The 24,414-nt window shown below is 62.5% G+C and carries 25 protein-coding genes; 7 read left to right on the top strand and 18 right to left on the bottom strand.

Translation table 11 applies throughout. The features are described 5' to 3' along the window. Nucleotides 1–33: 33 nt before the first annotated feature. The 3 genes from FQV27_RS07570 to FQV27_RS07580 all read left to right on the top strand — a co-directional run bounded on the left by FQV27_RS07570 (nucleotide 34) and on the right by FQV27_RS07580 (nucleotide 3,049). Nucleotides 34–1,815, top strand: coding sequence for an SLC13 family permease (locus FQV27_RS07570; protein ID WP_147097247.1), 1,782 nt, complete (start codon nucleotides 34–36; stop codon nucleotides 1,813–1,815). Between the two features lie 10 nt (nucleotides 1,816–1,825). Next, nucleotides 1,826–2,173, top strand: a complete 348-nt coding sequence (locus FQV27_RS07575) for a hypothetical protein (protein ID WP_147097248.1) — start codon at nucleotides 1,826–1,828, stop codon at nucleotides 2,171–2,173. Nucleotides 2,174–2,305: 132 nt separating this feature from the next. Beyond that, nucleotides 2,306–3,049 carry a YebC/PmpR family DNA-binding transcriptional regulator gene (locus FQV27_RS07580; protein WP_147097249.1) on the top strand — a complete coding sequence of 248 codons (744 nt, stop codon included), beginning with the start codon at nucleotides 2,306–2,308 and terminating at the stop codon, nucleotides 3,047–3,049. Here the strand turns inward: FQV27_RS07580 and FQV27_RS07585 are convergent, their stop codons facing one another. Then, nucleotides 3,050–3,922, bottom strand: a complete 873-nt coding sequence (locus FQV27_RS07585; protein ID WP_147097250.1) for a LysR family transcriptional regulator ArgP — start codon at nucleotides 3,920–3,922, stop codon at nucleotides 3,050–3,052. A gap of 85 nt (nucleotides 3,923–4,007) precedes the next feature. Here FQV27_RS07585 and FQV27_RS07590 point away from each other — a divergent pair, with 85 nt between their 5' ends. Next, nucleotides 4,008–4,601, top strand: a complete 594-nt coding sequence (locus tag FQV27_RS07590; RefSeq protein ID WP_147097251.1) for a LysE/ArgO family amino acid transporter — start codon at nucleotides 4,008–4,010, stop codon at nucleotides 4,599–4,601. Between the two features lie 3 nt (nucleotides 4,602–4,604). Beyond that, a complete protein-coding gene (locus tag FQV27_RS07595) occupies nucleotides 4,605–5,498 on the top strand; it encodes a DMT family transporter (protein ID WP_342779878.1) in 894 nt (297 codons plus the stop codon). Here the strand turns inward: FQV27_RS07595 and FQV27_RS07600 are convergent. The 4 genes from FQV27_RS07600 to choX all read right to left on the bottom strand — a co-directional run bounded on the left by FQV27_RS07600 (nucleotide 5,480) and on the right by choX (nucleotide 8,808). Then, nucleotides 5,480–5,725: a hypothetical protein gene (locus FQV27_RS07600; protein ID WP_147097252.1), complete on the bottom strand. Its 246-nt coding sequence runs from the start codon at nucleotides 5,723–5,725 to the stop codon at nucleotides 5,480–5,482. The genes FQV27_RS07595 and FQV27_RS07600 overlap by 19 nt on opposite strands. A 287-nt stretch (nucleotides 5,726–6,012) precedes the next feature. Then, on the bottom strand, nucleotides 6,013–7,011 hold the full coding sequence (locus FQV27_RS07605; RefSeq protein ID WP_186827250.1) for a quaternary amine ABC transporter ATP-binding protein: 999 nt from the start codon (nucleotides 7,009–7,011) through the stop codon (nucleotides 6,013–6,015). Then, complete coding sequence (gene choW / locus FQV27_RS07610; RefSeq protein ID WP_246133030.1) at nucleotides 7,008–7,868, bottom strand: choline ABC transporter permease subunit; 861 nt, start codon at nucleotides 7,866–7,868, stop codon at nucleotides 7,008–7,010. Before choW ends, FQV27_RS07605 begins: the two co-directional genes overlap by 4 nt. 7 nt (nucleotides 7,869–7,875) lie before the next feature. Then, complete coding sequence (choX, locus tag FQV27_RS07615; protein ID WP_147097253.1) at nucleotides 7,876–8,808, bottom strand: choline ABC transporter substrate-binding protein; 933 nt, start codon at nucleotides 8,806–8,808, stop codon at nucleotides 7,876–7,878. Nucleotides 8,809–8,888: 80 nt separating this feature from the next. Here choX and betI point away from each other — a divergent pair, with 80 nt between their 5' ends. After that, on the top strand, nucleotides 8,889–9,464 hold the full coding sequence (gene betI / locus FQV27_RS07620) for a transcriptional regulator BetI (RefSeq protein ID WP_147097254.1): 576 nt from the start codon (nucleotides 8,889–8,891) through the stop codon (nucleotides 9,462–9,464). A 65-nt stretch (nucleotides 9,465–9,529) separates the two neighbouring features. Here betI and FQV27_RS07625 read toward each other — a convergent pair whose 3' ends face one another. The 5 genes from FQV27_RS07625 to FQV27_RS07645 are packed head-to-tail and all read right to left on the bottom strand — an operon-like array spanning nucleotide 9,530 to nucleotide 14,474. Next, nucleotides 9,530–10,609, bottom strand: a complete 1,080-nt coding sequence (locus FQV27_RS07625; protein WP_147097255.1) for a BMP family ABC transporter substrate-binding protein — start codon at nucleotides 10,607–10,609, stop codon at nucleotides 9,530–9,532. 20 nt (nucleotides 10,610–10,629) lie between these two features. After that, on the bottom strand, nucleotides 10,630–11,499 hold the full coding sequence (locus FQV27_RS07630) for an ABC transporter permease (protein ID WP_186827251.1): 870 nt from the start codon (nucleotides 11,497–11,499) through the stop codon (nucleotides 10,630–10,632). Beyond that, the gene (locus tag FQV27_RS07635) at nucleotides 11,496–11,888 is read right to left on the bottom strand and encodes a hypothetical protein (protein WP_147097256.1); all 393 of its coding nucleotides are present in this window, start codon (nucleotides 11,886–11,888) and stop codon (nucleotides 11,496–11,498) included. The genes FQV27_RS07630 and FQV27_RS07635 overlap by 4 nt, the downstream gene beginning before the upstream one ends. Continuing rightward, on the bottom strand, nucleotides 11,885–12,961 hold the full coding sequence (locus tag FQV27_RS07640; RefSeq protein WP_147097257.1) for an ABC transporter permease: 1,077 nt from the start codon (nucleotides 12,959–12,961) through the stop codon (nucleotides 11,885–11,887). The genes FQV27_RS07635 and FQV27_RS07640 overlap by 4 nt, the downstream gene beginning before the upstream one ends. Then, nucleotides 12,948–14,474, bottom strand: a complete 1,527-nt coding sequence (locus FQV27_RS07645) for an ABC transporter ATP-binding protein (RefSeq protein ID WP_246133031.1) — start codon at nucleotides 14,472–14,474, stop codon at nucleotides 12,948–12,950. The genes FQV27_RS07640 and FQV27_RS07645 overlap by 14 nt, the downstream gene beginning before the upstream one ends. Before the next feature lie 93 nt (nucleotides 14,475–14,567). Here FQV27_RS07645 and dnaE point away from each other — a divergent pair, with 93 nt between their 5' ends. Next, nucleotides 14,568–18,032, top strand: coding sequence for a DNA polymerase III subunit alpha (gene dnaE / locus FQV27_RS07650; RefSeq protein ID WP_147097258.1), 3,465 nt, complete (start codon nucleotides 14,568–14,570; stop codon nucleotides 18,030–18,032). Nucleotides 18,033–18,061: 29 nt separating this feature from the next. On the opposite strand, the gene yihA is transcribed toward dnaE, so the two are convergent. The 8 genes from yihA to rpmH form a co-directional block, all read right to left on the bottom strand. Then, a complete protein-coding gene (yihA, locus tag FQV27_RS07655; protein WP_147097259.1) occupies nucleotides 18,062–18,712 on the bottom strand; it encodes a ribosome biogenesis GTP-binding protein YihA/YsxC in 651 nt (216 codons plus the stop codon). Then, nucleotides 18,709–19,491, bottom strand: coding sequence for an MOSC domain-containing protein (locus FQV27_RS07660; protein ID WP_147097260.1), 783 nt, complete (start codon nucleotides 19,489–19,491; stop codon nucleotides 18,709–18,711). Before FQV27_RS07660 ends, yihA begins: the two co-directional genes overlap by 4 nt. Continuing rightward, entirely contained in the window at nucleotides 19,488–21,359 is a 1,872-nt protein-coding gene (gene yidC, locus FQV27_RS07665) for a membrane protein insertase YidC (RefSeq protein WP_147097261.1), read from the bottom strand. Before yidC ends, FQV27_RS07660 begins: the two co-directional genes overlap by 4 nt. 336 nt (nucleotides 21,360–21,695) lie before the next feature. Next, a complete protein-coding gene (locus FQV27_RS19265) occupies nucleotides 21,696–22,523 on the bottom strand; it encodes an EAL domain-containing protein (RefSeq protein ID WP_147097262.1) in 828 nt (275 codons plus the stop codon). A gap of 37 nt (nucleotides 22,524–22,560) precedes the next feature. Then, on the bottom strand, nucleotides 22,561–23,469 hold the full coding sequence (ttcA, locus tag FQV27_RS07675) for a tRNA 2-thiocytidine(32) synthetase TtcA (protein WP_147097263.1): 909 nt from the start codon (nucleotides 23,467–23,469) through the stop codon (nucleotides 22,561–22,563). 32 nt (nucleotides 23,470–23,501) lie between these two features. Then, nucleotides 23,502–23,744, bottom strand: coding sequence for a membrane protein insertion efficiency factor YidD (gene yidD / locus FQV27_RS07680; protein ID WP_222611675.1), 243 nt, complete (start codon nucleotides 23,742–23,744; stop codon nucleotides 23,502–23,504). Beyond that, the gene (gene rnpA / locus FQV27_RS07685; protein ID WP_147097265.1) at nucleotides 23,741–24,190 is read right to left on the bottom strand and encodes a ribonuclease P protein component; all 450 of its coding nucleotides are present in this window, start codon (nucleotides 24,188–24,190) and stop codon (nucleotides 23,741–23,743) included. Before rnpA ends, yidD begins: the two co-directional genes overlap by 4 nt. A 47-nt stretch (nucleotides 24,191–24,237) precedes the next feature. Then, nucleotides 24,238–24,375, bottom strand: a complete 138-nt coding sequence (rpmH, locus tag FQV27_RS07690; protein ID WP_147097266.1) for a 50S ribosomal protein L34 — start codon at nucleotides 24,373–24,375, stop codon at nucleotides 24,238–24,240. Nucleotides 24,376–24,414 lie beyond the last annotated feature (39 nt).

The following is a 24,414-nucleotide window of genomic DNA, read 5'->3' on the forward strand; positions in this document are numbered from 1 at the left end:
CCGGTCCTCGCCGGCAGCCAGCTTGAGGAATGAATGTTCGGTATCGAACTGACCGGAACCGCCTCGGCAATCACCACGATGTTCATCATCGCCGGGATGCTGACCCTGTTCGTCCGCGAAACTTATCCCCCTGAGGTCACTGCAATCCTTGGTGCAGCGGTGTTGCTGGTGCTTGGCATCATGCCCATCGACGAAGTCACGAAAGTGCTGGCGAATCCGGCCCCCTGGACCATCGCCTTCATGTTCATCATCGTGGGCGGTCTGGTGCGGACCGGCGCGCTTGACTGGATCGGGCAGCACGCAGCGCGACACGCCAAGCAGCGCCCCTTTGCGACGCTCGCCGGGCTTTCGGCCACAGTTCTGGCCATGTCGGCCTTCGTGAACAACACGCCGCTTGTCGTCGTGATGATGCCGATCTTCATGCAGCTTGCCCGAGAGCTGGACCAGCCGCCCTCGAAGCTGCTGATGCCGCTGTCCTACCTGTCGATCCTCGGCGGGACAGTGACGATGATTGGGACATCGACCAACCTGCTTGTTGACGGCGTTGCGCGTGCTTCAGGCGAGCCCGCCTTCGGTATTTTCGAGATTACGCCCGTCGGCCTCGCCATGGCGGTTGTCGGGCTGATCTACCTGCTTTTCGTCGCGCCCAAGCTGCTGCCGGTGCGCGATTCCATGTCCGCGCTGATGTCCTCATCACGCTCGAAGATGAAGTTCTTCACCGAGGTCGCGATCCCCGAGGACAGCACCCTGATCGGCAAGAAGCTGGACGAAGTCGATATCTTCACGCGCGAGAATGCGAGGGTCATCGACGTGCTGCGCGGCGATGCCTCGCTTCGGCGCGACCTGAGCGCCGTGTCGCTGGAGGCCGGCGACCGGGTCGTGCTGCGCACCCCCATGTCCGAGGTTCTGGGCCTTCAGGGTAACAAGGACCTGCGGATGGTGGACAAGCTCAGCTCTGTCCAGACAAACACGGTCGAGGTGCTGATTACCCCGGGCTGCCATATGGTCGGGCGCTCGCTCGGGTCCATGCGGCTGCGGCGGCGCTATGGTGTCTATGTGCTGGCGGCGCATCGCCGCAACCAGAATATCGGACGCCAGCTTGACGATCTGGTCGTGCGCGTCGGCGACACGCTGCTTCTGGAAGGTGCGCCCGCCGATATCCAGCGCCTCGCCGCCGATATGGAGATGGTCGAGGTCACGGCGCCGTCTGACCGCGCCTTTCGTCGCAAGCATGCGCCCATCGTTGTGGCCGTGCTGGCTGGCGTCGTCGTGCTTTCTGCCTTCGACGTCGCCCCGATCTTGCTTCTGGCCTTCATCGGTGTTGCCATCGTTCTGGGCACGCGCTGTATCGACGCCGACGAGGCGCTCAGCTTCGTTGACGGGCGTTTGCTGGCACTGATCTTCGGCATGCTCGCGGTCGGGTCCGGCCTGGACAATTCCGGGACAGTCGAGTTGGTGGTTTCGTGGATATCGCCCGTTCTGAACGACTTGCCGCATTGGGGGCTGGTGCTCGCGGTCTATCTTCTGGCAATGGCGTTGACCGAAACGGTTACCAATAACGCCGTGGCGGTCATCGTCACGCCGGTCGCGATCAGCCTTGCTCATTCGCTTGGCGTCGATCCGCGACCGCTTATCATCGCAGTGATGATGGGCGCGTCTGCCAGTTTCGCGACCCCGATCGGCTATCAGACCAATACGCTTGTCTATGGACCGGGCGGCTATCGCTTTTCCGACTTTATCAGGGTCGGTTTGCCGCTGAACGCGCTGATGGCGTTGACGGCGGCGCTGGTTATCCCCATTTTCTGGCCTCTCTAGGGAGGAAACAATGGCCCTCAAGCAACTTTTGGCGGCATGTGCCGCGACGGCGAGCCTTTCGGCTTGCGCAATTCCTGCATCCCAGGCCGTCCCGGACGAGATATTCCTGCTGAATGACCGGCTGACGGTCATCTTCTCGAACGGCGTGCAGTGCCGGGTCGAGGAGATATCGCAGAACCTTGCCGGTGATCTGAGCGGATGCCCGGTTCCGGCGCAATACCGTGTGACGATTGATCGGCCAAGCTATCTTGGCAATGTCGTCACCGAGCCCTATGCCGAGGTTTCACTGACGACGTCGGACGGCAAGACCTACCAGTTCAAGCGCCCGCGGCTGCGTCAGGATGACGATAACGACTAAGGTGGCCCGTCGGCGGGGCTGATGCCGCTCGCGAATGGCTTTGCGGCGTCTGACGCTTGCCTGACCTGCGGGCTGTGCCTATAGACAGCCAATCTTACAGATACCGATCTACAAATACCCAAGGAGCACGCCATGGCTGGCCATTCCAAATGGGCGAACATCCAGCACCGCAAGGGTCGGCAGGATGCGATCCGCTCGAAGCTGTTTTCGAAGCTTGCGAAGGAAATCACCGTCGCAGCAAAGATGGGCGACCCCGATCCCGACAAGAACCCGCGTCTGCGTCTTGCGGTGAAAGAGGCGAAGTCGAACTCTGTTCCCAAGGACGTGATTGACCGCGCCATCAAGAAAGCCATTGGCGGCGATGCAGAAAACTATGACGAGATCCGTTACGAAGGCTACGGCCCGAACGGCATCGCGATCATGGTCGAGGCGATGACGGATAACCGCAACCGCACCGCGTCCAATGTCCGCAGCTATTTCACCAAGTCGGGCGGCGATATGGGTCAGACCGGCAGCGTCGCCTTCATGTTCGACCGGATGGGCGAGATCATGTACCCGGCAAGCGTCGGCGACGCGGACACGGTGATGATGGCCGCAATCGAAGCCGGGGCCGATGACGTGGAATCGGACGAAGACGGCCACTGGATCTATTGCGCCGACACCGACCTGAACGATGTCGCCGCAGCGCTGGAGGCCGAGCTTGGCGAATCGGAAACGACGAAGCTGATCTGGAAGCCGCAGGCGCCGACAGAGATTGACGATCTGGAGACTGCGCAGAAGCTGATGAAGCTGATCGAGACATTGGAAGATGACGATGACGTGCAGACCGTCACCGGCAATTTCGACCTGTCCGAGCAGGTTGCGGCCGACCTTTAATCACAACGTCTGCAGCGCCTCGCGCGCTGCCCGGCGGATTGCGCGGGTCAGCGGCGCCAGTGACGGGGCCATGATCCGCGCCACCTGCCAGTAAAGCGGCACCGGCAGGGGCGCGTCCGGCAGCAGTTCTGCAAGGCGTCCGGCCCGCAGATCGGACGCGATCAGCACCTGCGGGTTCATTCCCCAACCCATGCCCAGCCGGGTTGCCTGGGCAAATGCCTCGGACGACGGGATCATATGGCTTGGCAGCGCGATCCGCTTGCCCGTCACCTGCCTTACCCAGCGATCCTGCAGACCATCCTTGCTGTTGAACGTAAGCGCCGGCGCATTCGCGAGCGCTTGCGCTGTTGCGCCGTCCGGAAAATGCCGCGCGATATAGCCGGGGCTTGCCACCGCAAGATAGATCATCGACCCGAGCGGGTAACTGTCGCATCCGGCTACCGGGCCCGGCTCTGCCGTGATTGCGGCGCTCACCAAACCGGCGCGAAGCCATCTGCCCGCGTGATCCTGATCGTCAATGACCAGATCGAGCAGCCCCGGCGCCTGCGGAAGCGCCGCAATTGCCCAGGTTGCAAGGCTGTCCGCATTGATCGCGATGCGGATGAACGGGCGCTGCGAGGGATCGGGCTTGTCGGTGGCCAGACCGGCCTCGAGCAAGCGGACCTGATCGTGATGCGCGACAAGGCGGCGACCTGCCTCGGTCGTTACGACTGGCGGGCCGCGATCAAGCAGAACCTGACCCATACGTGCCTCAAGCAGCTTGATGCGCTGTGAAACCGCCGACTGCGTAATCCCTAGGGCGTGGGCCGCAGCCTCGAAGGAACCGCGTCGCGCGATTTCCGACAATGCTGCAAGGGCGGGGTAATCGAGCATTAGAATTACTGATTACAGATTATCAGAATGAATTTCAATAATGCCACTCGCCGGTGCATGAAGCCTTCGAAGTAAGGGGATCGAGATGCACACATATCTTGTCGGGCTAGGAACGGGGCTGTCGCTGATCGTCGCAATCGGGGCCCAAAACGCATTCGTCCTGCGTCAGGGCCTGCTGCGCAGCCACGTCTTTGCCATTTGCCTTTTCTGCGCCCTTTCGGACGCGATTCTCGTCACGATTGGCGTGTTCGGGGCAGAGATGCTTGGCCGCGTCGCGCCCTGGTTTACCGAGGCGATGCGCTGGGGCGGCGCGGCGTTTCTGATCTATTACGGGCTTCGCGCGGCACGTTCCGCGTTTGCCGGCGGCGATGCGCTGCGCGCCGCCGGGCAGGCCGCGCCGTTCTGGCCAACGCTCGCGATGATCGCGGCGCTGACATGGGCCAACCCGCATGTCTATCTGGATACGGTGGTTCTGCTTGGCGCGGTGTCGTCCGGTTTCACCGACAAGGCATCTTTTGCGGCGGGTGCGGTGACGGGGTCCTTCCTGTTCTTCTTTTCGCTTGGCTATGGCGCGCGACTTCTGGCGCCGGTCTTTGCGCGGCCCCGCGCCTGGCAAGTACTTGATCTGGCAATTGCTTTCATCATGTGGTCTATCGCTGCCAAACTGATTCTGGAGTGATGGGTGGACGAGGCACAGCGCAAAGATCTGGCCGGCGTCGGCTGGATGCTGGTGACGGGGCTTTGCTTCGTTGCGGTCAATGCGCTGGTAAAGCACTTCGGCGCGGGGCTTCCCGCCGCGCAATCTGCCTTTATCCGGTTTCTGTTCGGATTGCTGCTTCTCGCGCCGGTTCTGATCCGCATCTCGCGACAGGGCGTTCCCCGCGAACTGCGCTGGTCCTTCCTGCTTCGCGGCGCGCTGCATGTCGTGGCGGTGATCCTGTGGTTTTTCGCCATGACCCGGATTCCGATCGCCGAGGTGACCGCAATCGGATTTCTGAACCCTATAATCGCCACGCTCGGCGCCGCGATCCTGCTGGGGGAAAGCCTGTCATGGCGGCGCGGGCTTGCGATTCTTGTCGCGCTTGTCGGGGCGCTTGTGGTTATCCGCCCCGGCATGCGCGCGCTTGATATGGGGCATCTGGCGCAGGTCGGTGCGGCGGTGGCTTTCGGGATGTCCTATCTGGTCGCGCGAAAGCTTGCACAGCGTGCGTCAGCCGAGGTCGTGGTCACGATGATGGCGCTGACCGTGTCGGCCGGGTTGGCACCGATCGCACTATCCGTCTGGGTGCCGCCAAGCTGGGGGCAGGTTCTGGGCCTTGCACTGGTCGCGGTTTTCGCGACAGCCGGCCATTACACGATGACGCGCGCCTTCGCTGTCGCGCCCATGTCGGTGACGCAGCCGATCACGTTCGTGCAGCTTATCTGGGCGAGCCTGCTTGGCGTCGTGCTGTTCCACGAGCCTTTTGATCCAATGGTTCTTCTTGGCGGCGGCATGATGATCGCCGCGATCAGTTACATCACATGGCGAGAGGCGCGGCTGAAAGCAGCCGCGTCCCTTCAGCGCAATTCCCAATAATGCCGCGGGACCGGCTGGTCATGCGGCAACCCGATATCACGGCGCAGATAGGCATCTGACGGCGGCGGCGAGAGCGTTGCGGCCTTGTGCCGCCGCAGGCCGAGCCGTTTGCGCCTGAGACCATAGGTCAAGAGCAGGTAAGTCACCTTCGCCCACCCATAGCGTGCAATCAGATATTCGATATGGTCCTGCGGGACGACCCGCCCCGGCTTTAACTGGATATTCATCGCAAACCTCGGACCCGACATGCGTCACAGGCGCATGGCAGGGATATGATTCTGGATCAAAGGGAGCGCAGCTTGTGCTGCTGAAGGCTGGAAAAATCAGGCGGTGGTGCAGAGCAGCCAGCGTCGGGCCTGAAAAAGTTCCGAAGTGCCATCAAGGCGGGCGCGCTTAGCATGGATCATGATTGCCCTCCTCCGTGGCAGTTGCGATTGGCCGAAGCCTAGCCACATGGGTGCGCCGATCAAGGGGCCGGGCAGAACTTTCGCCCATCGTGGCCATTTGGCAACGATCAGGCCGCAGCAAGCCGTCGCAGCACCGCGTCGCGCGTGATGACGCCACCACCGGCAACCGGACAGGCGGTGTTGTCGGCAAGCGCGGAAAGCACCTGTTTCAGCGGCATATCGGCCGGCAGCGGGGACCCATCTGCCTTGCCGGCCTCGGCCAGATCAGAGGCCGTCAGCACGTCCAGCGGGTTCAGATGCGACACGAAATCGGCGACGTAATCATTCGCCGGACGGGCGAGGATTTCGCGCGCTGTGCCGGTCTGGACGATGCGCCCGCCATCCATCAGCGCGATCCGGTTTCCCAGCTTGAATGCCTCGTCAAGGTCGTGACTGACGAAAAGGATGGTGCGCCGCGATTCTCGCTGAAGGTCCAGCAATTCATCCTGCAAGCGGGAACGGATCAGCGGGTCGAGCGCGCTGAAAGGTTCGTCCATCAACAGTATCGGCGCTTCTGTTGCGAAGGCGCGGGCCAGCCCGACGCGCTGCTGCATGCCGCCGGAAAGTTCGGCCACGGGCCTGTCGGCCCATCCGTCCAGACCGACCGCGGCAAGTTGTGCGTCCACACGTGCGCGGCGCGACGCGGGCGTTGCGCCGGCAAGTTCCAGCCCGAGGCCGATATTCTCGGCGACGCTGCGCCAGGGCAGCAGGCCGAATTGCTGAAACACCATCGAGACATGCCCCAGCCGAAGCGCCCTGAGGCAAGCGCGATCCGCATCAGGAACCGACACCATGCGCGAACCCATCCGCACACGCACATCGCCGCGTGTCACGTCGTTCAGCCCGTTCACCGCGCGAAGCAGGGTCGATTTTCCAGAACCCGACAGCCCCATCAGCACGACAATTTCGCCCTCTGCCACGCTTAGCGACGCATTATGCGCGCCAAGCACGCAGCCCGTCGCCTCCTTGATGGCGGGGCGCTCCATCCCCTCATCCGCGAGTGAAAGCGCGTGCTTGCTGTCCTTTCCGAACAGAATCGAGCAGTTGTCGAATTCGATTGCGTTCACGATTTCCTCCTGACGCGCAGCATCCGGTCGAGCATGACGGCAACCACGACGATGACCATGCCCGATTCGAAGCCAAGCCCGGTATTGACGCTGTTAAGTGCCCGGACGACCGGAACGCCAAGGCCCGACGCCCCGACAAGCGCGGCAATGACAACCATCGACAGTGACAGCATGATCGTCTGGTTCAGTCCGGCCATGATCTGGGGCAGGGCGCTTGGCAGTTCGACCTTCCACAGCAGTTGACGCGGGGTCGCGCCGAATGCTGTGGCGGCTTCGCGCAGCGCGACCGGGGTCGAAGAAATGCCAAGCTGTGTCAGGCGGATGGGTGCAGGCAGCACGAAGATCACCGTGGCGATCAGGCCGGGCACCAGCCCGATGCCGAAGAAAACGATCGCCGGGATCAGGTAGACAAAGCTCGGCAGGGTCTGCATCAGATCCAGAAGCGGCCGCGTCCAGGAATAAAGCCTCGGCCGGTGCGCCAGCGCAATACCCGTCGGGACGCCAATCGCCATGCAGACGAGGCAGGATGCAAGCACCAGGGTCAGCGACTGCATCGTCTCTTCCCAGTAGCCCTGATTGAGAATGTAAAGAAAGCCCAGCATCACGCCGATGACCGTCAGCCAGTGCCGCTGTAAAAGCAACGCAATCAGCATGAACACGGCGATCACCGCAAGCGGCGGGGGCGTGATAAGGGCCCACAGGATCGCGTCGATCATCGCCTGCATGCCTGCCGCGATCGCATCGAAAAGGCCTGATGCATTTACCGTCAGCCAGTCGAAAACCCGGTCGGCGGTGTCGCCGACCGGGATTTTTTCGCCCGCGAACCAGTCCGCGAGCCGCGTGGTCAAGCGTGCCAAGGCCCGCTCAGCCTTCAAGCGCGGCGGTCAGCACCTCGACAGCGTCGCGACCGTCCTGAGCGGTGACGCCGTCAAGCCACACCGTCGCGGCATCGGGGTTGGCCTTCAGCCAGTCTGTCGCGGCATCGGCTGGGCGCGCGCGATCGTTCAGGATCGCGCCCATGATCTCATTCTCCATCGACAGCGTGAATTCGAGGTTCTGCAGGAACTTCCCGATATTCGGGCATTCCGCGACGAAGCCCGCGCGGGTCGTCGTCTGAACCTCTGCCCCGCCAAGGTTGGGTCCGAAAATATCGTCGCCGCCGGTCAGATAGGTCATCTGGAATTCAGAGTTCATCGGATGCGGCTCCCAGCCCAGAAAGACGACCGGCTTTTCGCCGCGGGTCTCGCGCTTCACCTGTGCGAGCATCCCCTGTTCGGACGATTCGACGAGTTCGAATGTGCCAAGGCCGAATTTATCCTCGGCGATCATCTCCAGCAGCAGGCGGTTGCCGTCATTCCCGGCCTCGATCCCATAGATCTTGCCGTCCAGATCGTCCTTGTGTTCGGCTATCTTCGCGAAATCGGTGATGCCCAGATCCGCACCTGCCTTGTTGGTGGCAAGCGTGTATTTCGCCCCGGTAAGATTGGTGCGCACGATATCTATGGTGCCAGCATCGGTATAGGGCGTTACGTCCGCACTCATCGACGGCATCCAAAGGCCAAGGAAAACATCGACATCGTTGGTCGACATGGCCGTGAACGTGACCGGCAGCGACATGACCTGAATGTCGGTGTCGTAGCCAAGCGCATCCAGAATGGTGGTCGCGACGGCGGTCGTCGCGGTAATGTCGGTCCAACCGACATCAGAGAAGCTGACCTCCTTGCACGCGGCGGGTTCCTGCGCGGATGCGGGCAGGGCGAAAGCGGCACTCAGCAGCAGGGCGGCGATACGGGTCATGGTCTCTCCTCGGAAATTATTGATTGACGGGTCAATCAATAAGGGTTATCTGTTCGCAAAACCGACCGCGAGGTGCGCGGATGCGTAAGCGTGCCCGGCAGACTACCAGAAAGACCGATTTGATCAACGCCGCAATCCAAACGATTGCGCGATCAGGCACGCTTGATGTCACCGTGGCGGATATTGCCCGCGAAGCAGGCATGTCACCCGCGCTGGCGCATCACTATTTCGGGTCGAAAGATCAGATGTTTCTGTCTGCCATGCGCGAGATTCTGCGCCGCTACGGCGTCGCCGTCAGCGAGGCGCTGGCAGGCGCGACCGGGCCAAGGGGCAGGCTGCTGGCGCTGCTGGATGCGAGTCTGGGGCCGGAACATTTCGACGCGGCGACGGTCGCGGCGTGGCTGAATTTCTATGTGCTGGCACAACAGGACGAAAGTGCGGCGCGTCTGCTGCGTATCTATCACCGCAGGCTGCGTTCGAACCTGCTGGCAGAATTGCGACTCCTTCTGACAGATCGCGCGAAGCCGGTGGCTGAAACGCTTGGCGCGCTGATCGACGGTGTCTACCTGCGCAAGGCGCTGGAAGTCGATGCGCCGCTGGACGTGTTGGCGTTGCCGCGCGCTTACCTGTTATCGCAACTGCCCAAGGCCGACTGAACGAACCTCTGCGCATGGAAAAGCCGGGACCATGCAGGCCCCGGCTTTCAGACCTGATCGCAGGTTTACTTCGGAATTTCTGCCGTGATGCCTTCGACATAGAAGTTCATCTGCGACAAATCCTCATCCGTGGCGGTCTGGCCTTCGGCCAGCCAGTCGCTGCCGTCCTGCTTCTTCAGCGGGCCGGTGAAGGGGTGGTAGGCCCCGGAAGCGATCTGTTCCTTCAGTGCTTCGGCCTCGGCCTTTACTTCGGCGGGGACAGCTTCGGTGATCTCGCCGATTTCGACTTCGCCGTCGCCAATGCCCAGCCAGACCCCCTGCGATTCCCATGTGCCGTCCAGAACGGCACCGACCCGATTGATGTAATAGGGCGCCCAGTTGTCGATGATCGCGGACACGCGGGGCGAGGGCTTGAACGCAGCCATGTCAGATGCCTGGCCGAACCCGATGGCACCTGCTTCCTGCGCTTTGGCAAGCGGGGCGGTTGAATCGGTGTGCTGCAGGATCACGTCCACACCTTCAGCGATCAGGGCGGCGGCGGCGTCAGCTTCTTTCGCGGGATCGAACCAGCTATACGCCCAGACCACCTTCATCTCTACATCCGGGTTCACCTTCCTGGCGTGGATGAAGGACGAGTTGATGCCCTGAATGACCTCGGGGATCGGGAAGGACCCGATATAGCCGATCTTGTTCGATTTTGTCATACGCCCCGCGATGGTGCCCATGACGGCCCGGCCTTCATAGAACCGCGCATCATAGGTCGACACGTTGTCGGCGCGCTTGTAGCCGGTGGCGTGTTCGAATTTCACATCCGGGAATTTCTGCGCGACGTTGATGGTGGCATCCATGAAGCCGAAGCTGGTGGTGAAGATCAGCTTGTTGCCTGCCAGCGCAAGCTGGGTGATGGCCCGTTCGGCGTCCGCACCTTCGGGAACGCTTTCGATGAACGTGGTTTCGATCCGGTCGCCGTATTCGGCCTCGACCGCCTTGCGGCCCAGATCGTGCTGATAGGTCCAGCCGCCGTCGCCAACCGGGCCGACATAGATGAAGCCGACTTTCAGCTTCTCGCCATCCTGCGCCAGCGCCGGGACGCCGGTCAGCGCAGCGACCGCCGCGGTAGTGATAAGGAACGTTCTGCGCTGCATGGATATTCTCCCTGTTTATGTCAGCTTGTTGTATGAAAGATCTGGCCCAGTGATCCGGGCGATGCCGAACCACGCCGGGCCGAGATGAGGACGAGCGCGAGGATTGTCACCAGATAGGGCGCCATCGCCAGCAGTTGCACCGGCACGTTGACGCCCGCCGCCTGCAGCCGCAACTGCAGGACCGTGACCCCGCCGAACAGCCACGCGCCTGCCAGCACGCCGACAGCGCGCCAGCCCGAAAATACCACCAGCGCAAGCGCGATCCAGCCCGCGCCTGCGGTCATGCCCTCGGTCCATTGCAGGACGGTGGCGATGGAAATGTAGGCCCCGCCGATCCCGGCCATGGCCCCGCCAAAGGCAATCGCCGCAAGACGCACGGGGCGGACCTTGTGGCCAAGCGCATGGGCGGCGTGGTGGTTTTCGCCGATCCCGCGCAGGATCAGGCCGGGGCGCGACCGGTTCAGGAACCACCAGATCAGCGGCACCGCCAGCAGCCCCAGCCAGATGATCCAGTTCAGCCCCAGCGGCCCCTGCGCCATCGAGGGCGCCTTGACCCCTTCATATGGCTTGCCGAACAGCGCCGTCAGCCCCAGGCCGAACAGCGTCAGCGCAAGCCCCGTCGCGACCTGATTGGTCAGCAGATACTGGGTCAGCACCCCGAAGATCATCGACAGTGCAGCGCCCGCGATGGCGGCGACGGCGAAGCCTATGGCAGGGCTGCCCGTAGCGTGGGCTGCGGCAAAACCCGCCAGCGCGCCCGCGATCATCATCCCCTCGACGCCGAGGTTCAGCACGCCCGCGCGTTCGGCGATCAGCTCTCCCAAAGCAGCGAACAGAATCGGCGTGGCTGCGGACAGGATCATCACGATCAGGGTGGTCAGGTCGATCATGATAGCCCCTCGGAGATGTTCAGGCCGGCCCGCAGCATCAGCAGATTGATCAGCGCGAAACCGGACCAAAAGCCAGCCCTCTCGACCCAGTGGCGGGGCGCGGCAGGGGGTGCTGGCGGTATGGGCGCGGGGGACGGTTGCCCTGTCAGCTTACGCCAGCTCCACCGCAGAATGTGGAGTGGTGCCATGACGATGACCCAGCCCGCGAAGTGATAAAGCCCGCCAAAGACAAGGATGATGGCCATGATACCAATGGCATTGGTGAAACCGGCATTGAAGGTCAGAAAAATCAGGAATGCCGGCAAAAGGCCCATCATTGCGCCAAAAAGAACTTCGCCTAGAAAATGCAGGGGCGAGGGCAGTTCCGGCTTTTGCGGCGCATCGCTCATGCCGTGACCCTTCTGCGGATGCGGTAGCGGGTCAGAAGATCGAAGCCCAGCAGATAGAACAGCAGCATGCCCTGAAAGACCTGCACCGTCGCGGCGGGCATTTGCAGCATCAGCTGCGCAATGTCTCCGCCGATATAGGTCAGCGCCATCAGCAGCCCGGCCAGCACGATGCCAACCGGGTGCAACCGGCCCAGAAACGCGACGATGATGGCGGTAAAGCCATAGCCCGATCCGAACCCGTCGGTGATCTGGCCTGCGGGGCCTGCGGCCTCGAACAACCCGGCCATGCCGGCCAATGCGCCCGACAGGCCAAGGCAGAACGCGACAAGGGCGGACGGCTTTACACCGGCGAAGCGGGCGGCACGCGGGGCCTCGCCCGCGGCGCGGATCTGCAACCCGCGGATATGGCGCGACATCAGCACCCAGACGCCGAAAACGGCGAATGCGGCGGCGATCACGCCCCAATGGATGCCGGTGCCGGGGAACATTTCCGGGTTCGAGGCCGACGCGTATTGCGACAGGTTGCGCGATCCGGGCATCCCGAAGCCTTCCGGGTTGCGCATCGGCCCGAAAGCCATCCATGCGGCGATCTTCTGCGCCACATAGACCAGCATCAGCGAGACGAGGATTTCTGACGCCCCGAACCAGTTGCGCAGCATCGCAGGGATCATGCCCCAGACCCAGCCGCCGAATGCGCCCGCGATGACCATGGCGGGAAATATCCACCAGCCCTCGGCCGGATAGGCGGCAAGGGCCACGGCGGCACCGGCGATGCCGCCCATGATGTATTGCCCCTCGGCCCCGATGTTCCAGATGCCGGCACGGAAACCTACAGCCAGACCGCAGGCGATCAGGATCAGCGGGCCGGCCTTCACCAGCAGTTGCGGGCGGGAATAACCCGCAGATGCGCCGAACAGCGGGTCCCAGAAGATGGTGCGGATGGCGGCAACGGGGTCATAGCCCATCAGGCCGAACAGAAGCGCGCCGGTCAGCATCGTGGCGATGACCGCCATGATCGGCGTCGCGATTTGCCAGATCAGGGGCGCATCGCTGCGGGGTTCAAGCGTCCACATGGGCGACCTCCGTCCCGTGGGCGCCGCCCAGCATCAGGCCGATCTCGTCAAGGCTCAGCCCCTCGACCGGGCGCGGATCGGAAAGCTGCCCCCCGTTCAGTGCGCAGAAACGGTCGCCAAGTTCCAGCAGTTCGTCCAGATCCTGACTGATGACGATGACGCCCGCCCCGCCAGCCGCAAGGTTCAGCAGCGCCTGACGGATGGAGGCCGCGGCACCCGCATCGACCCCCCATGTTGGCTGGTTCACGACCAGCACGCGGGGGGCCTGCAGGACTTCGCGGCCGATGACGAATTTTTGCAGGTTGCCGCCCGACAGGGCGCGCGCCGCCGTGTCCGGCCCCGGCGTGCGCACGTCGAATTCGGCGATGACCTTCTGCGTGAAGTCCCGCGCCGCACCGTGCCGGATCATCCCGCCGGGGGCCAAATCCTGCCGCACCGTGGCCGTCAGCAGTGCATTGTCGGTCAGCGAAAAGCCGGGGACGGCGGCATGGCCCAGCCGGTCCTCGGGCGCGGCCAGAAGGCCTGCGCGGCGGCGCTGTGTCGGACCCATGCGCGACAGATCCGCGCCTTCCAGCGTGACGGTGCCAACAGGCGACGGGATTTCGCCCGACAGCGCGGACAGCAGTTCCTCTTGCCCGTTGCCCGCGACGCCGCCGATGGCCAGCACCTCGCCCGTGTGGACCTGAAGCGAGACGGATTTCAACGATGTGCCATCAACCGACTGTGCGGCCAGGGTCAGGTCGCGGACCGCGAGCAGTTCCGCGCCGGGACTGCGGCCCGATCGGTCGATTTCGCGCATTTCCCCGCCGACCATCATCGCGGCCAGTTCCCGTGCTGAATGCGCGCGCGGATCGGCGCTGTCGATCACGCGTCCGCCGCGCAGGATCGTCGCGCGGTCGCAATTCGCGCGGATTTCTTCCAGCTTGTGGCTGATATACAGGATCGAGGTGCCGTTCGCGGCCAGCTTCTTCAGCGTCGCGAACAGGATTTCAGCTTCCTGCGGCGTCAGCACGCTGGTCGGTTCGTCCATGATAAGCAGGCGCGGATTGCCCAGAAGGGCGCGGATGATTTCCACCCGCTGCCGCTCGCCGGCAGACAGATCGGCAATGCGGCGGGCGGGGTTCAGCGGCAGGCCATATTCTTCCGAAAGGGTTGCGATGCGGCTGGCCAGTTCGCGCCGGGGCGGGGGATGGTCCAGACCAAGCGCGATATTTTCGGCCACGGTCATCGCGTCGAACAGGCTGAAATGCTGAAAGACCATGCCCACGCCCGCCGCACGTGCGGCATGGGGATCGGCGGGGGCGAAGGGCTGACCGTCCAGCCACATCTGCCCTTCATCGGGGCGCACCAACCCGTAAATCGTCTTGACCAGCGTCGATTTGCCGGCCCCGTTTTCGCCCAGAAGTGCGTGGATGTCGCCCGACCGAACTTCGAACGAAATGGCATCATTGGCCTTGACGCCCGGATAGGTCTTGCTCAGACCTTCGGCGCGGAAAATGGCATTATCGCTCAAGTCTTGGTCCCTGTTGTTCTTGCCTGCGATTTAGACAGATAACTTCGCGCACGGCAATTGCGCTTTCGGTCAGGCGCGCATAGCTTCCGCCTCATGCCGGAAAATCAGCCACGATTCATCCATCTTCGCACCCATTCCGAGCATTCGCTGCTGGAAGGGGCTGTTCCCGTCAAGAAACTGATTGGGCTCGCGAAGGATGCTGGCATGCCGGCGGTGGCGCTGACCGACAGCAATGCCATGTTCGCGGCGCTGGAATTCAGCGTGAAAGCGCTGGATGAAGGCGTGCAGCCCATCGTCGGCTGTCAACTGACGCTGGAGGTTGGCACCCATAAAGGGCCTGTCGTTGCACTGGCGCAAAATCAGGCAGGCTGGCTGAACCTCATGGCCTTGTCGAGCTGCATGTATCTGCGCAGGGACGGCCAGCCGGTCCATGTCACCGAGGATGAACTTACAGCCCGTGCCGACGGGCTGATCCTGCTGACTGGTGCTGCAGAAGGCCCGATGGGCAAGCTTATACGCGCCGGTGATCTGGCGGGGGCAGAGGCGCATCTGCGCGGGCTTTCAAAGGCGTTCGGCGACAGGCTTTATGTGGAGCTGACCCGCCACAAGAACGAATCGGGCCGTCTGATGGAAGCAGAGGCCGCGACCGAGGACGAGATGATCCGCCTCGCCTACGCGCTGGAACTGCCGCTTGTCGCGACGAACGACGTTTATTTCCCGAAGCCGGAAATGTACGAGGCGCATGACGCGCTGATCTGCATTTCCGAGCGTGCATATGTCGATCAGTCGCAGCCGCGCCGCCGCCTGACGCCCAACCACGATTTCAAGTCAGCGGAAGAAATGGCGGTTCTGTTCGCTGATCTGCCCGAAGCGGTCGAGAATACTGTCGAAATCGCGCGGCGGTGCGCCTTCGCGGTATCAAGACACAAGCCGATCCTGCCGCGATTCGCCGATGACGAGGTCGAGGAACTGCGCCGTCAGGCGAAGCACGGGCTTGCCGAGCGGCTGAAGGTCATCCCCCATGCTGTCAGCGTCGAGGATTACAACAAGCGTCTGGATTTTGAGCTGGGCATCATCGAACAGATGGGCTTTCCCGGCTATTTCCTGATCGTTGCGGACTTCATCAAATGGGCCAAGGACCACGATATTCCGGTGGGGCCGGGCAGGGGATCTGGTGCGGGCTCGCTGGTGGCCTATGCGCTGACGATCACCGATCTTGACCCGCTGCGTTACTCGCTGCTGTTCGAACGCTTCCTGAACCCTGAACGGGTCAGCATGCCCGACTTCGACATCGACTTCTGCATGGATCGCCGCGAAGAGGTGATCCGCTATGTGCAGGAGAAATATGGTCACGAGAAAGTTGGCCAGATCATCACCTTCGGCGCGCTGCTGTCGAAGGCCGCCGTGCGGGATGTCGGCAGGGTATTGCAGCTTCCCTTCGGGCAGGTCGACCGGTTGTCGAAGATGATACCCGTCGAGGGCGTGAAGCCTGTAAGCGTGACCAAGGCCATCGCCGACGAACCCCGCCTGCGCGAGATCCGCGACAAGGAGGAGGTGGTCGCGCGTCTTCTCGACTATGCCGCCAAGGTCGAGGGGCTGTATCGCAACGCCTCGACGCACGCGGCAGGTGTGGTGATTGGTGATCGGCCGCTGGATCGGCTGGTGCCGCTTTACCGTGATCCGGCTTCGGACATGCCGGCGACGCAATTCAATATGAAATGGGTCGAACAGGCCGGTCTGGTGAAATTCGACTTTCTGGGCCTCAAGACCCTGACGGTCATTCAAAACGCTGTCGACCTGATTAATGGCGGCGGTCGGCCCCTGCATGTCGCGGCCGACGGTCGCCAGCTTTACGAGCCGCCAGCAGGCGCGGAAAACCAGATCAACGCGATCCCTCTGGATGACAAGCCGAGCTATGACCTGTTCGCCTCGGCGCGCACAGTCGCTGTTTTTCAGGTTGAAAGCTCGGGCATGATGGATGCGCTGAGGCGCATGAAGCCGACATGCATCGAGGATATCGTTGCGCTCGTTGCGCTCTATCGTCCCGGTCCGATGGAAAACATCCCGACCTATTGCGAGGTCAAGAACGGACAGCGAGAGCTGGAATCGATTCACCCCAGTATCGACCACATTCTGGCCGAAACGCAGGGCATCATCGTCTATCAGGAACAGGTGATGCAGATTGCGCAGGTCATGGCGGGCTATAGCCTTGGCGGCGCTGACCTGCTGCGCCGCGCGATGGGCAAGAAAATCGCCGAGGAAATGGCCAAGGAACGGCCGAAATTCGTTGACGGATCGGTCGCGAACGGGGTCGATGCCAAGAAGGCCGGTGAAGTCTTCGATCTGCTGGAAAAATTCGCCAATTACGGCTTCAACAAGTCGCACGCGGCGGCTTACGCGGTGGTCAGTTATCAGACCGCGTGGCTGAAAGCGAACCATCCGGTCGAATTCATGGCGGGCGTGATGAATTGCGATATTCACCTGACCGAGAAGCTTTCAGTCTATAAGCGCGAACTCGACCGGATGGAAATTGAGGTCGTGCCACCCTGCGTCAACAGATCCGGCGCAACCTTCACTGTCAGCGAGGGGCGCATCCATTATGCGCTGGGTGCGCTGAAAGGCGTGGGCGTTGACGCTATGCAGACCATCGTGAACGCGCGCGGCGACAAGCCCTTCAAGGATCTGGTGGATTTCGCGCGGCGCGTGGATCTGCGCCGCGTGGGCAAGCGAGCGTTGGAGATGATGGCGCGCGCCGGGGCCTTCGATCTGCTTGATGACAGCCGATCCCGCGTGATGGCAAGCCTCGACGGTCTGGTCGCATTTTCGGGCGCGAGTCACGATCAGGCGGCGTCGAACCAGTCCTCGCTGTTCGGCGGGGGCGAGGATCTGCCGCCGCCGCGTCCTGTTCTGGCGCCGGTCTGGCTGCCGATGGAAAAGCTGGGGCAGGAGCATCAGGCGATAGGCTTCTACCTTTCCGGCCACCCCATCGACGACTATCTGCCCGCCCTGCGCCGGATCGAAGTCAGCACCCTGGCCGAGATACGCGCAGCCGCAGCCTCGGGGCCGCTGGTCACGTATATCGCCGGCACCGTCTCCTCGCGGCAGGAAAAGAAATCGGCCAAGGGCAACCGTTTCGCCTTCATCGGGGCATCTGACCCGACGGGGCTTTATGAGGCAGTGGTGTTTTCCGACGTTCTGGAAGCCTGCCGTGACCATCTGGAACCCGGCAGCAACGTGGTTATGCAGGTGCAGGTCGAACCGCAGGGCGACGAGATCAAGATGCTGGCACGTTCGGTCCAGCCTCTGGACGCTGCGATCGCCAATGTCGGCCCCGCGGAACTGGTGCTGGAAGTGGTAAGCAGCCTTGATTTCGGCGACCTCAAGCAGACGCTTACACGGCTTGACAAGGATCGTGGGCGGCGCGGCAAGCTGATCCTGCGCATCCACGAGGGCGATGAAGTTTACGATGTCGAGGTTTCAGACCGCGCGCCCGTCAGCCCCGGCGCGCGACAGCGCCTGCGCGTCGTGCCGGGCGTGCTCCAGGTTCTGGAACAATAATCCGGCCCCGCGGTGCCGGACGCATGCGCTCAGGTTAGCCCTGCGATGATCGCGCGAAGCGTCGCGATGCCCTGAGCCTTTTCAGACGAGGTAACGACCAGCTCCGGGAACGCTGCGGGATGCTTTTGCAGTTCTTCCTCGACCTGCGCAATCACCGGCTTCAATGCATTCGGGCCAAGTTTGTCGGCTTTGGTCAACACGACCTGAAACGGCACGGCCGATTTGTCGAGCAATTTCATGATTTCATGATCGACGGGCTTCACGCCGTGGCGCGCGTCGATCAGGCAAAACGCGCGGCGCAGCGTCGGGCGACCGGCAAGATAGTTCTTCAGCAGTGCCTGCCACTTCTGCACGACGGCGACCGGGGCCTTGGCAAAGCCATATCCGGGCAGATCCACAAGATAGCCGTGATCGCCAAGCGCGAAATAGTTGATCTCTTGCGTGCGGCCCGGCGTGTTCGATGCGCGCGCGATGCCTTTGCGGCCGGTCAGTGCATTGATCAGGCTTGATTTTCCAACGTTCGATCGGCCGGCGAAGCAGACTTCCGGTCGATCGGCAGGTGGCAGGCCATCCATCGCCACGACGCCCTTAACGAAATCGACGGGGCCGGCGAAAAGCTGTCGCGCGGCCTCGGCGGTGCCGGGGTCAGGTTCTGGCGCGACGGGGAAGGCGACCTTCATTCAGCCACCTCTCCCGCATCGCCCAGAATGACCTCGTTCAGTTCGGCAATATGTCCGCCGGTCAGAACCTCGGCATAGACACCGAAATCATTGTGGCCGAAGCGCTCGGTCAGGATACGGACCATGTCGATATCCGGTTCGCCCGTCTCGGTATCGACCGACGTGGCGGCGCAACGCCCGATCGGCTCGATCACGCGCAGGACGGACTGCCCGATGCTGAGGGTGCGACCGATCCAGTCGAGTTCCTCGAAAGCCGAAAAGCCCTCGACCCAGAGATTGCCGCGCCAGCGCTCTGTCCCGAGGCGTCGGCCGACCTGCGTTTCAAGTTCGTGCAGGCTGTCCATGGAATTGACCGAGACATATGGCTTCTTGCTGTCGGTCAGCGCGGACGGCCCGCTGACCAGACCTGCCGGGGCGGGTTTGTTTTCCGGCCAAAGCGGCATCAGCCAATCAATCAGCGCGGCCTCTTCGGCTTCGTTTCCGGGATCGACGGTGATGTCGCCGGCGACGGGATGGCTGAGCATGAGACTTCCATTCACCAGCCCGCCGGTGACGGCCTGAAGCGATGGCCCTGCGACACCGCGCAGAAAGGCCGATTTCGGCAGCCAGCCCGGCAGACGGCCTGAATCGTCAAGCCGCGTCTCCGTGCCTTCGTGCAGGACCGCCCAATGACGATCCCACGGAAGCCGCTCTCCCTCGGTCAGGCGCACGCTGTCGATGCGCTGGCGCCCGATCGACTTCAGCGGATAGCGCCAGATCTGCTCAAGCAGCCCGCTCACTTGCTTTTGCGCGGTTTGACGCTGTCACGGATATTGCCGAACAGGTTCGGCGGGTGCCCGTGCATCGACATGATCGTGTATTGCTGCGCCATGGTGATGATGTTGTTCGTGATCCAGTACAGCACCAGACCCGAGGCGAACCCGCCGAGCATGAACATGAACACCCATGGCATCCACGCAAAAATCATCTTCTGGGTCGGGTCCGTGGGCGCGGGGTTCAGCTTCTGCTGCATCCACATCGAAATCCCCAGCACAATCGCCATGAGAGACAGCGAGACGATGCCGAAGATGCTGTCCTTGGCGGGAGCGGCATAGGGCAGTAACCCGAACAGGTTCAGGATCGAGGACGGATCAGGCGCAGACAGGTCGCGAATCCAACCGAGCCAAGGGGCCTGACGCAGTTCCAGCGTGACAAAGATCACTTTGTAGAGACTGAAGAAGATCGGAATCTGGATCAGCATCGGCAGACAGCCAGCGGCGGGGTTCACCTTCTCGCGCTTATACAGCGCCATGACTTCCTGCTGATATTTCTGCCGGTCCTCGCCCGTACGTTCCTTGATCGCCTCCATCTCGGGCTGCAATTCGCGCATCCGCGCCATCGAGACATAGGATTTGCGCGCCAGCGGGAAGACCAGCAGCTTCAGGATGAAAGTCAGCGCGATGATCGACCAGCCCATGTTGCCGATGAAGCTGTGCAGCCAGTGCAGCACGCGGAAAATCGGCTTGGTCAGGAAGTAGAACCAACCCCAGTCGATGGAATCGACAAAGCGCTGGATGCCGGGGTTCTCTTCGTAATTGCGAATGGTTTCCCATTCCTTGGCACCTGCGAACAGGTAGGATTCGCTTGATGCGGTCGCGCCGGGGGCGACACTGACCACCGGGAAGCGCGTCTCGGTTTGATAGATGTCGGCGCCTTCGGTGTATTTCGAAACAGCGGTGAAAGCCTGCCCTGGCTTGGGGGCGAGCGTGGTCATCCAGTACTTGTCGGTGAAACCGATCCAGCCGTTCTCAGCCACGTCGGTGATCTCGGCGCGGCCCTCGCGTGCGATCGGGTCCAGCTTGGTCAGGTTCTTGTATTTGATTTCGTTCAGCTCGCCATCGGTCATCGCGACCGCGCCCTCGTGCAGCACGAAATAGTTCTGCGTGTCGGGCTGGCCGACGCGTGCGATGATCCCGTAGGGCGCGGCCGAGAAGGGGGTGACGGCGGTGTTTTCGACAGATTGGGTGACAGTGAACAGATAGTTGTCATCCAGCGCGAACATGCGGCGGAAGATCTGGCCCTGACCGTTGTCCCAGCGGAGCGTCACGGGCGAGTCCGGGGTCAGCGTTTCACCGGATTCAAGCTGCCAGACAGTGCTGGCGTCAGGGACAGCAGCCGGATCCGTGCCCGCACCCGGTGTCCAGCCATAGACGGCGTAGTAAGGCTTCTTGACGACCGTTTCCAGGTCACCGCCCGACGCGATTGGCGTCCCGGTTTCGACCGTTTCAAGGAATTTCGTATCAGTCGGTGAAAGAAGGCGCACATAGGGCGAGTTTTCGGCCAGCGTCTCGTGATATTTCGTCAGCAGAAGATCATCAAGACGGCCACCCGCCAGCGAGATCGAACCTGAAAGGGAGGGGCTGGCAATTTTTATGCGCGGCGCAGAAGCCGTCGGGTCCTGTGATGCGCTGGTTGTCGCGGGAACCGCGCCTGCCGGGGCCTGTGCATCCGTACCGGTGGCAGATGGCGCGGCAGGCTGGGCCTGCGTGACGGCATCCGTTTCTGGCGGGGGCGGGGGCGGCTCTGGTGCGAAGAAGGTGAACCAGACCAGAACCACCAGCATGGACAGAACCATGGCCAGGATCAGATTGCGGTTATTGTCTTCCATGCGCGTATGAGCCTTCTGTTGTCAGTGCTGGGTTCAACAGAAGGGGCGGGCAAAGGTCAAGGCGATTCACGTGCGCAGGCAGGCTATCGGCCCGCTGAGCAAGGAAATGTCTGTCTTGTCTTCTGTGCGTCGTTGGCCCGACTGGCACTGCTCACCGGGGCATTCCGGGGTGTCGATCTTGCTGTGAACGCTGCTGAGCGGCGGTAAAGCGGTGCGGCGGCGTTCAAATCATTACCGGCGCGGCTGCTGCAAAGCAGATTGCGTTCGCTTGAGCGACATCAACAGCAATTACGGGATTGCGTCTGGTGATACCCGCATCGGCACTTGCCCGGTTTATCAGGCAGCCGAGCGCGGCACCGCAACCGGATGCATGTCTATCGCGGTCAGGTTGCGCAGATAGTAGGTCGTCGCGTCGGCGTCGAGCAGGGGCGCGATTGCGTCGCCCTGCACGACGCTGCATCCAAGCTGCGCAAGAAGTCCATGCTGGCGCGGCGTTGATACGCCATCGGCGAGCGACGCCAATCCATACCGATCGGCCAGCATCAGAAGCGATTGCGCCCTCGCGCTGCTGTTTGCGTCCCTGTCGCAGTTCCGAAGCTCGGCCTCGGCGATCCTCAGGCGCGCGCCGACGATGCGCATGTCACGAAGCGCGCGCAGGTCTGCGGGATCGGTGCTGCTGATCTCCAGGCTGCATCCGTGCTGCGCGAGCAATGCGAGCCCTGCCTGCTCGTCCATTCTTCCGGCGTCAGAGCCGGCGCAGAAAATCAGCCGGTTCGTGGCCACGCTCTGGCGGTCGATCTCCCAGATCAGGGGGTCTGCCATGATCTTGTGGCGCGAAATCGTCGTCGGCAGTTCTATGGCCAATTGGGGGACATGAAGGCCCGCGGCATCCCAGGCCTTGAGCTGTTGTAGCCCGAGCCGCAGCAACCCGTCCGTATCATTGACAAGATAGCCCGGCGCAAAAGCCTGAACAGAGACGGCGGCGCCGGTATGACAGCAAAGCTGCACGCGGAAGCGAGGTCCCGGCAGCGGGCGCGTTTTGGGCCGAGATTCGGCAGTTGCCAAAGGCTTCCGGGGTGGATCGGAGTGCCCACCTGCACGCAGCGAGGCAAAGATCTTTGAAAGAAACCCCAAAAGCGCACTCCGTTCCCGATTCCGTCCCATTGGAATCAAACATTAGACCGAAGTGGTTCACAAAGGGTTAACGCGCGCGCAGATCAGGGACATTTTCGTCAGTTTTTTCGCCCGCATTTTTATCTTTCTGCGGCCATAGACCGGCAAAATCGAACAATGCGGGATCGGCGAGATGCGACGGCCGGGTATTCATCAGTGCGCGGAACATCACCTGACGGCGACCGGGGCTGCGGGCTTCCCAGTCGTCCAGCAGGCGCTTGACCTGCGCGCGCTGCAACCCTTCCTGCGACCCGCAGAGATCGCAGGGAATGATCGGATAGTTCATGTCGCGCGCGAATTTTTCGCAGTCTGCCTCGGCGATGTAAGCAAGCGGGCGCAGCACCAGCAGGTCGCCGTCCTCGTTCACAAGCTTCGCCGGCATGGTTGCAAGCCGCCCGCCGTGGAACAAATTCATGAAAAACGTCTCAAGCATGTCGTCGCGGTGATGGCCCAGGACGATTGCAGAACAACCTTCCTCGCGCGCGATGCGGTACAGGTTTCCCCGCCGCAGCCGCGAACACAGGCTGCACATCGTGCCACCCGGCGCGATCTTTTCGGTGACGATCGAATAGGTGTCCTGGTATTCAATCCGGTGCGTGACGCCGCGATCCGACAGGAATTCCGGCAGAACAGTCGCGGGAAAACCGGGCTGCCCCTGATCGAGGTTGCAGGCCAGCAGGTCGACTGGCAGCAGGCCGCGCCATTGCAGTTCATGCAGGATCGCCAGCAGAGTATAGCTGTCCTTGCCCCCCGACAGACAGACCAGCCAGCGATCACCGGGGCGAACCATGCCGAAATCCTCGATTGCGGCGCGGGTGTCGCGCACCAGGCGTTTGCGAAGCTTTCGGAATGCCGTGGTCGAGGGCGCGCCACGGAATAAAGCATGTATTTCGCCGTCTGCTTCGGCGCTTTCGTCGATCCCGGCATGTTCGTTCATGGCGTGGCCTTTCATGGACGTCGTAATGCGCCCTATCCGTCGTGTTTTTGCCGAGCTGGCGGAACAGGGTCATAGCCGTCGCCGCCCCAGGGATGGCACCGGCAAATCCTGCGCGTCGTCAACCATCCGCCACGCAGCGCGCCGTGCATTTCCAGCGCCTCAAGCGCATAGGCCGAACAGGTCGGCTGGAAGCGGCAGCCATGCCCGATCCATGGGCTGAGAAGCAGCCGATAGGCGCGGACAGGCAGTGCCACAATATGCGCAAGCGGGCTCATTTCCGTGACCCGCTGGCATGTACGCGATCCAGCGCCTTGTGCAGGTCGTCCCTCATCTCGGCGAAGGGGCGTGAAACTGTCTCTGCGGGGCGGCCGACGAGCACATAGTCCCATCCCGGCCTGGCGCAATCTGGAAGCACCTCGCGCGCCAGCGCCCGCAAGCGTCGCTTGGCGCGATTGCGTGCGACGGCGTTCCCGATCTTTTTCGAGCATGTATAGCCGATGCGCACCGCAGCTTCGGCGATTTCACCTGTGTCGCGATGTCGGGCCTGCAACAGGAACCCAGACGTCCCCGCACGGCGCGCCTTCGCGGCCTTCAGAAAATCCGCCCGCCTTCGCAGCGTGGCAATGTCGGATGCAGCTTCAGGCTGATCCGGGACGACCACAGCCGCCACAACACTCTCCGACTGGCTGACGTCAGCGCGAGGAGAGGGATGCGACGGCATCGTAATGTCCTGATTGGCGCGCCTTATCCGGCGCGCGGCCTGCCGGATCAGGCCGACAGGCGCTTGCGGCCCTTGGCGCGACGGCGGTTCAGCACCTGGCGGCCGGCCTTGGTGGCCATGCGTGCGCGAAAGCCGTGGCGGCGGGTGCGAACCAGGTTCGACGGCTGGAACGTGCGCTTCGACATCTTCTCTCTCCAATCTCGGGCGCGGAAGGTCTGGATCGA

The organism is Paracoccus aurantiacus (assembly GCF_007993065.1).
Lineage (GTDB): Bacteria > Pseudomonadota > Alphaproteobacteria > Rhodobacterales > Rhodobacteraceae > Paracoccus > Paracoccus aurantiacus.

What these genes read in the sequence shown, in the direction of transcription:
- FQV27_RS07625 (WP_147097255.1), bottom strand. Translation starts at nt 10,609, where the DNA reads ATGCAGCGCAGAACGTTCCTTATCACTACCGCGGCGGTCGCTGCGCTG.
- FQV27_RS07580 (WP_147097249.1), top strand. Translation starts at nt 2,306, where the DNA reads ATGGCTGGCCATTCCAAATGGGCGAACATCCAGCACCGCAAGGGTCGG.
- FQV27_RS07575 (WP_147097248.1), top strand. Translation starts at nt 1,826, where the DNA reads ATGGCCCTCAAGCAACTTTTGGCGGCATGTGCCGCGACGGCGAGCCTT.
- yihA (WP_147097259.1), bottom strand. Translation starts at nt 18,712, where the DNA reads ATGAAGGTCGCCTTCCCCGTCGCGCCAGAACCTGACCCCGGCACCGCC.
- FQV27_RS19265 (WP_147097262.1), bottom strand. Translation starts at nt 22,523, where the DNA reads ATGGGACGGAATCGGGAACGGAGTGCGCTTTTGGGGTTTCTTTCAAAG.
- ttcA (WP_147097263.1), bottom strand. Translation starts at nt 23,469, where the DNA reads ATGAACGAACATGCCGGGATCGACGAAAGCGCCGAAGCAGACGGCGAA.
- FQV27_RS07640 (WP_147097257.1), bottom strand. Translation starts at nt 12,961, where the DNA reads ATGTGGACGCTTGAACCCCGCAGCGATGCGCCCCTGATCTGGCAAATC.
- yidC (WP_147097261.1), bottom strand. Translation starts at nt 21,359, where the DNA reads ATGGAAGACAATAACCGCAATCTGATCCTGGCCATGGTTCTGTCCATG.
- FQV27_RS07635 (WP_147097256.1), bottom strand. Translation starts at nt 11,888, where the DNA reads ATGAGCGATGCGCCGCAAAAGCCGGAACTGCCCTCGCCCCTGCATTTT.
- yidD (WP_222611675.1), bottom strand. Translation starts at nt 23,744, where the DNA reads ATGAGCCCGCTTGCGCATATTGTGGCACTGCCTGTCCGCGCCTATCGG.
- rnpA (WP_147097265.1), bottom strand. Translation starts at nt 24,190, where the DNA reads ATGCCGTCGCATCCCTCTCCTCGCGCTGACGTCAGCCAGTCGGAGAGT.
- FQV27_RS07590 (WP_147097251.1), top strand. Translation starts at nt 4,008, where the DNA reads ATGCACACATATCTTGTCGGGCTAGGAACGGGGCTGTCGCTGATCGTC.
- FQV27_RS07570 (WP_147097247.1), top strand. Translation starts at nt 34, where the DNA reads ATGTTCGGTATCGAACTGACCGGAACCGCCTCGGCAATCACCACGATG.
- dnaE (WP_147097258.1), top strand. Translation starts at nt 14,568, where the DNA reads ATGCCGGAAAATCAGCCACGATTCATCCATCTTCGCACCCATTCCGAG.
- FQV27_RS07585 (WP_147097250.1), bottom strand. Translation starts at nt 3,922, where the DNA reads ATGCTCGATTACCCCGCCCTTGCAGCATTGTCGGAAATCGCGCGACGC.
- choX (WP_147097253.1), bottom strand. Translation starts at nt 8,808, where the DNA reads ATGACCCGTATCGCCGCCCTGCTGCTGAGTGCCGCTTTCGCCCTGCCC.
- FQV27_RS07630 (WP_186827251.1), bottom strand. Translation starts at nt 11,499, where the DNA reads ATGATCGACCTGACCACCCTGATCGTGATGATCCTGTCCGCAGCCACG.
- FQV27_RS07600 (WP_147097252.1), bottom strand. Translation starts at nt 5,725, where the DNA reads ATGAATATCCAGTTAAAGCCGGGGCGGGTCGTCCCGCAGGACCATATC.
- betI (WP_147097254.1), top strand. Translation starts at nt 8,889, where the DNA reads ATGCGTAAGCGTGCCCGGCAGACTACCAGAAAGACCGATTTGATCAAC.
- rpmH (WP_147097266.1), bottom strand. Translation starts at nt 24,375, where the DNA reads ATGTCGAAGCGCACGTTCCAGCCGTCGAACCTGGTTCGCACCCGCCGC.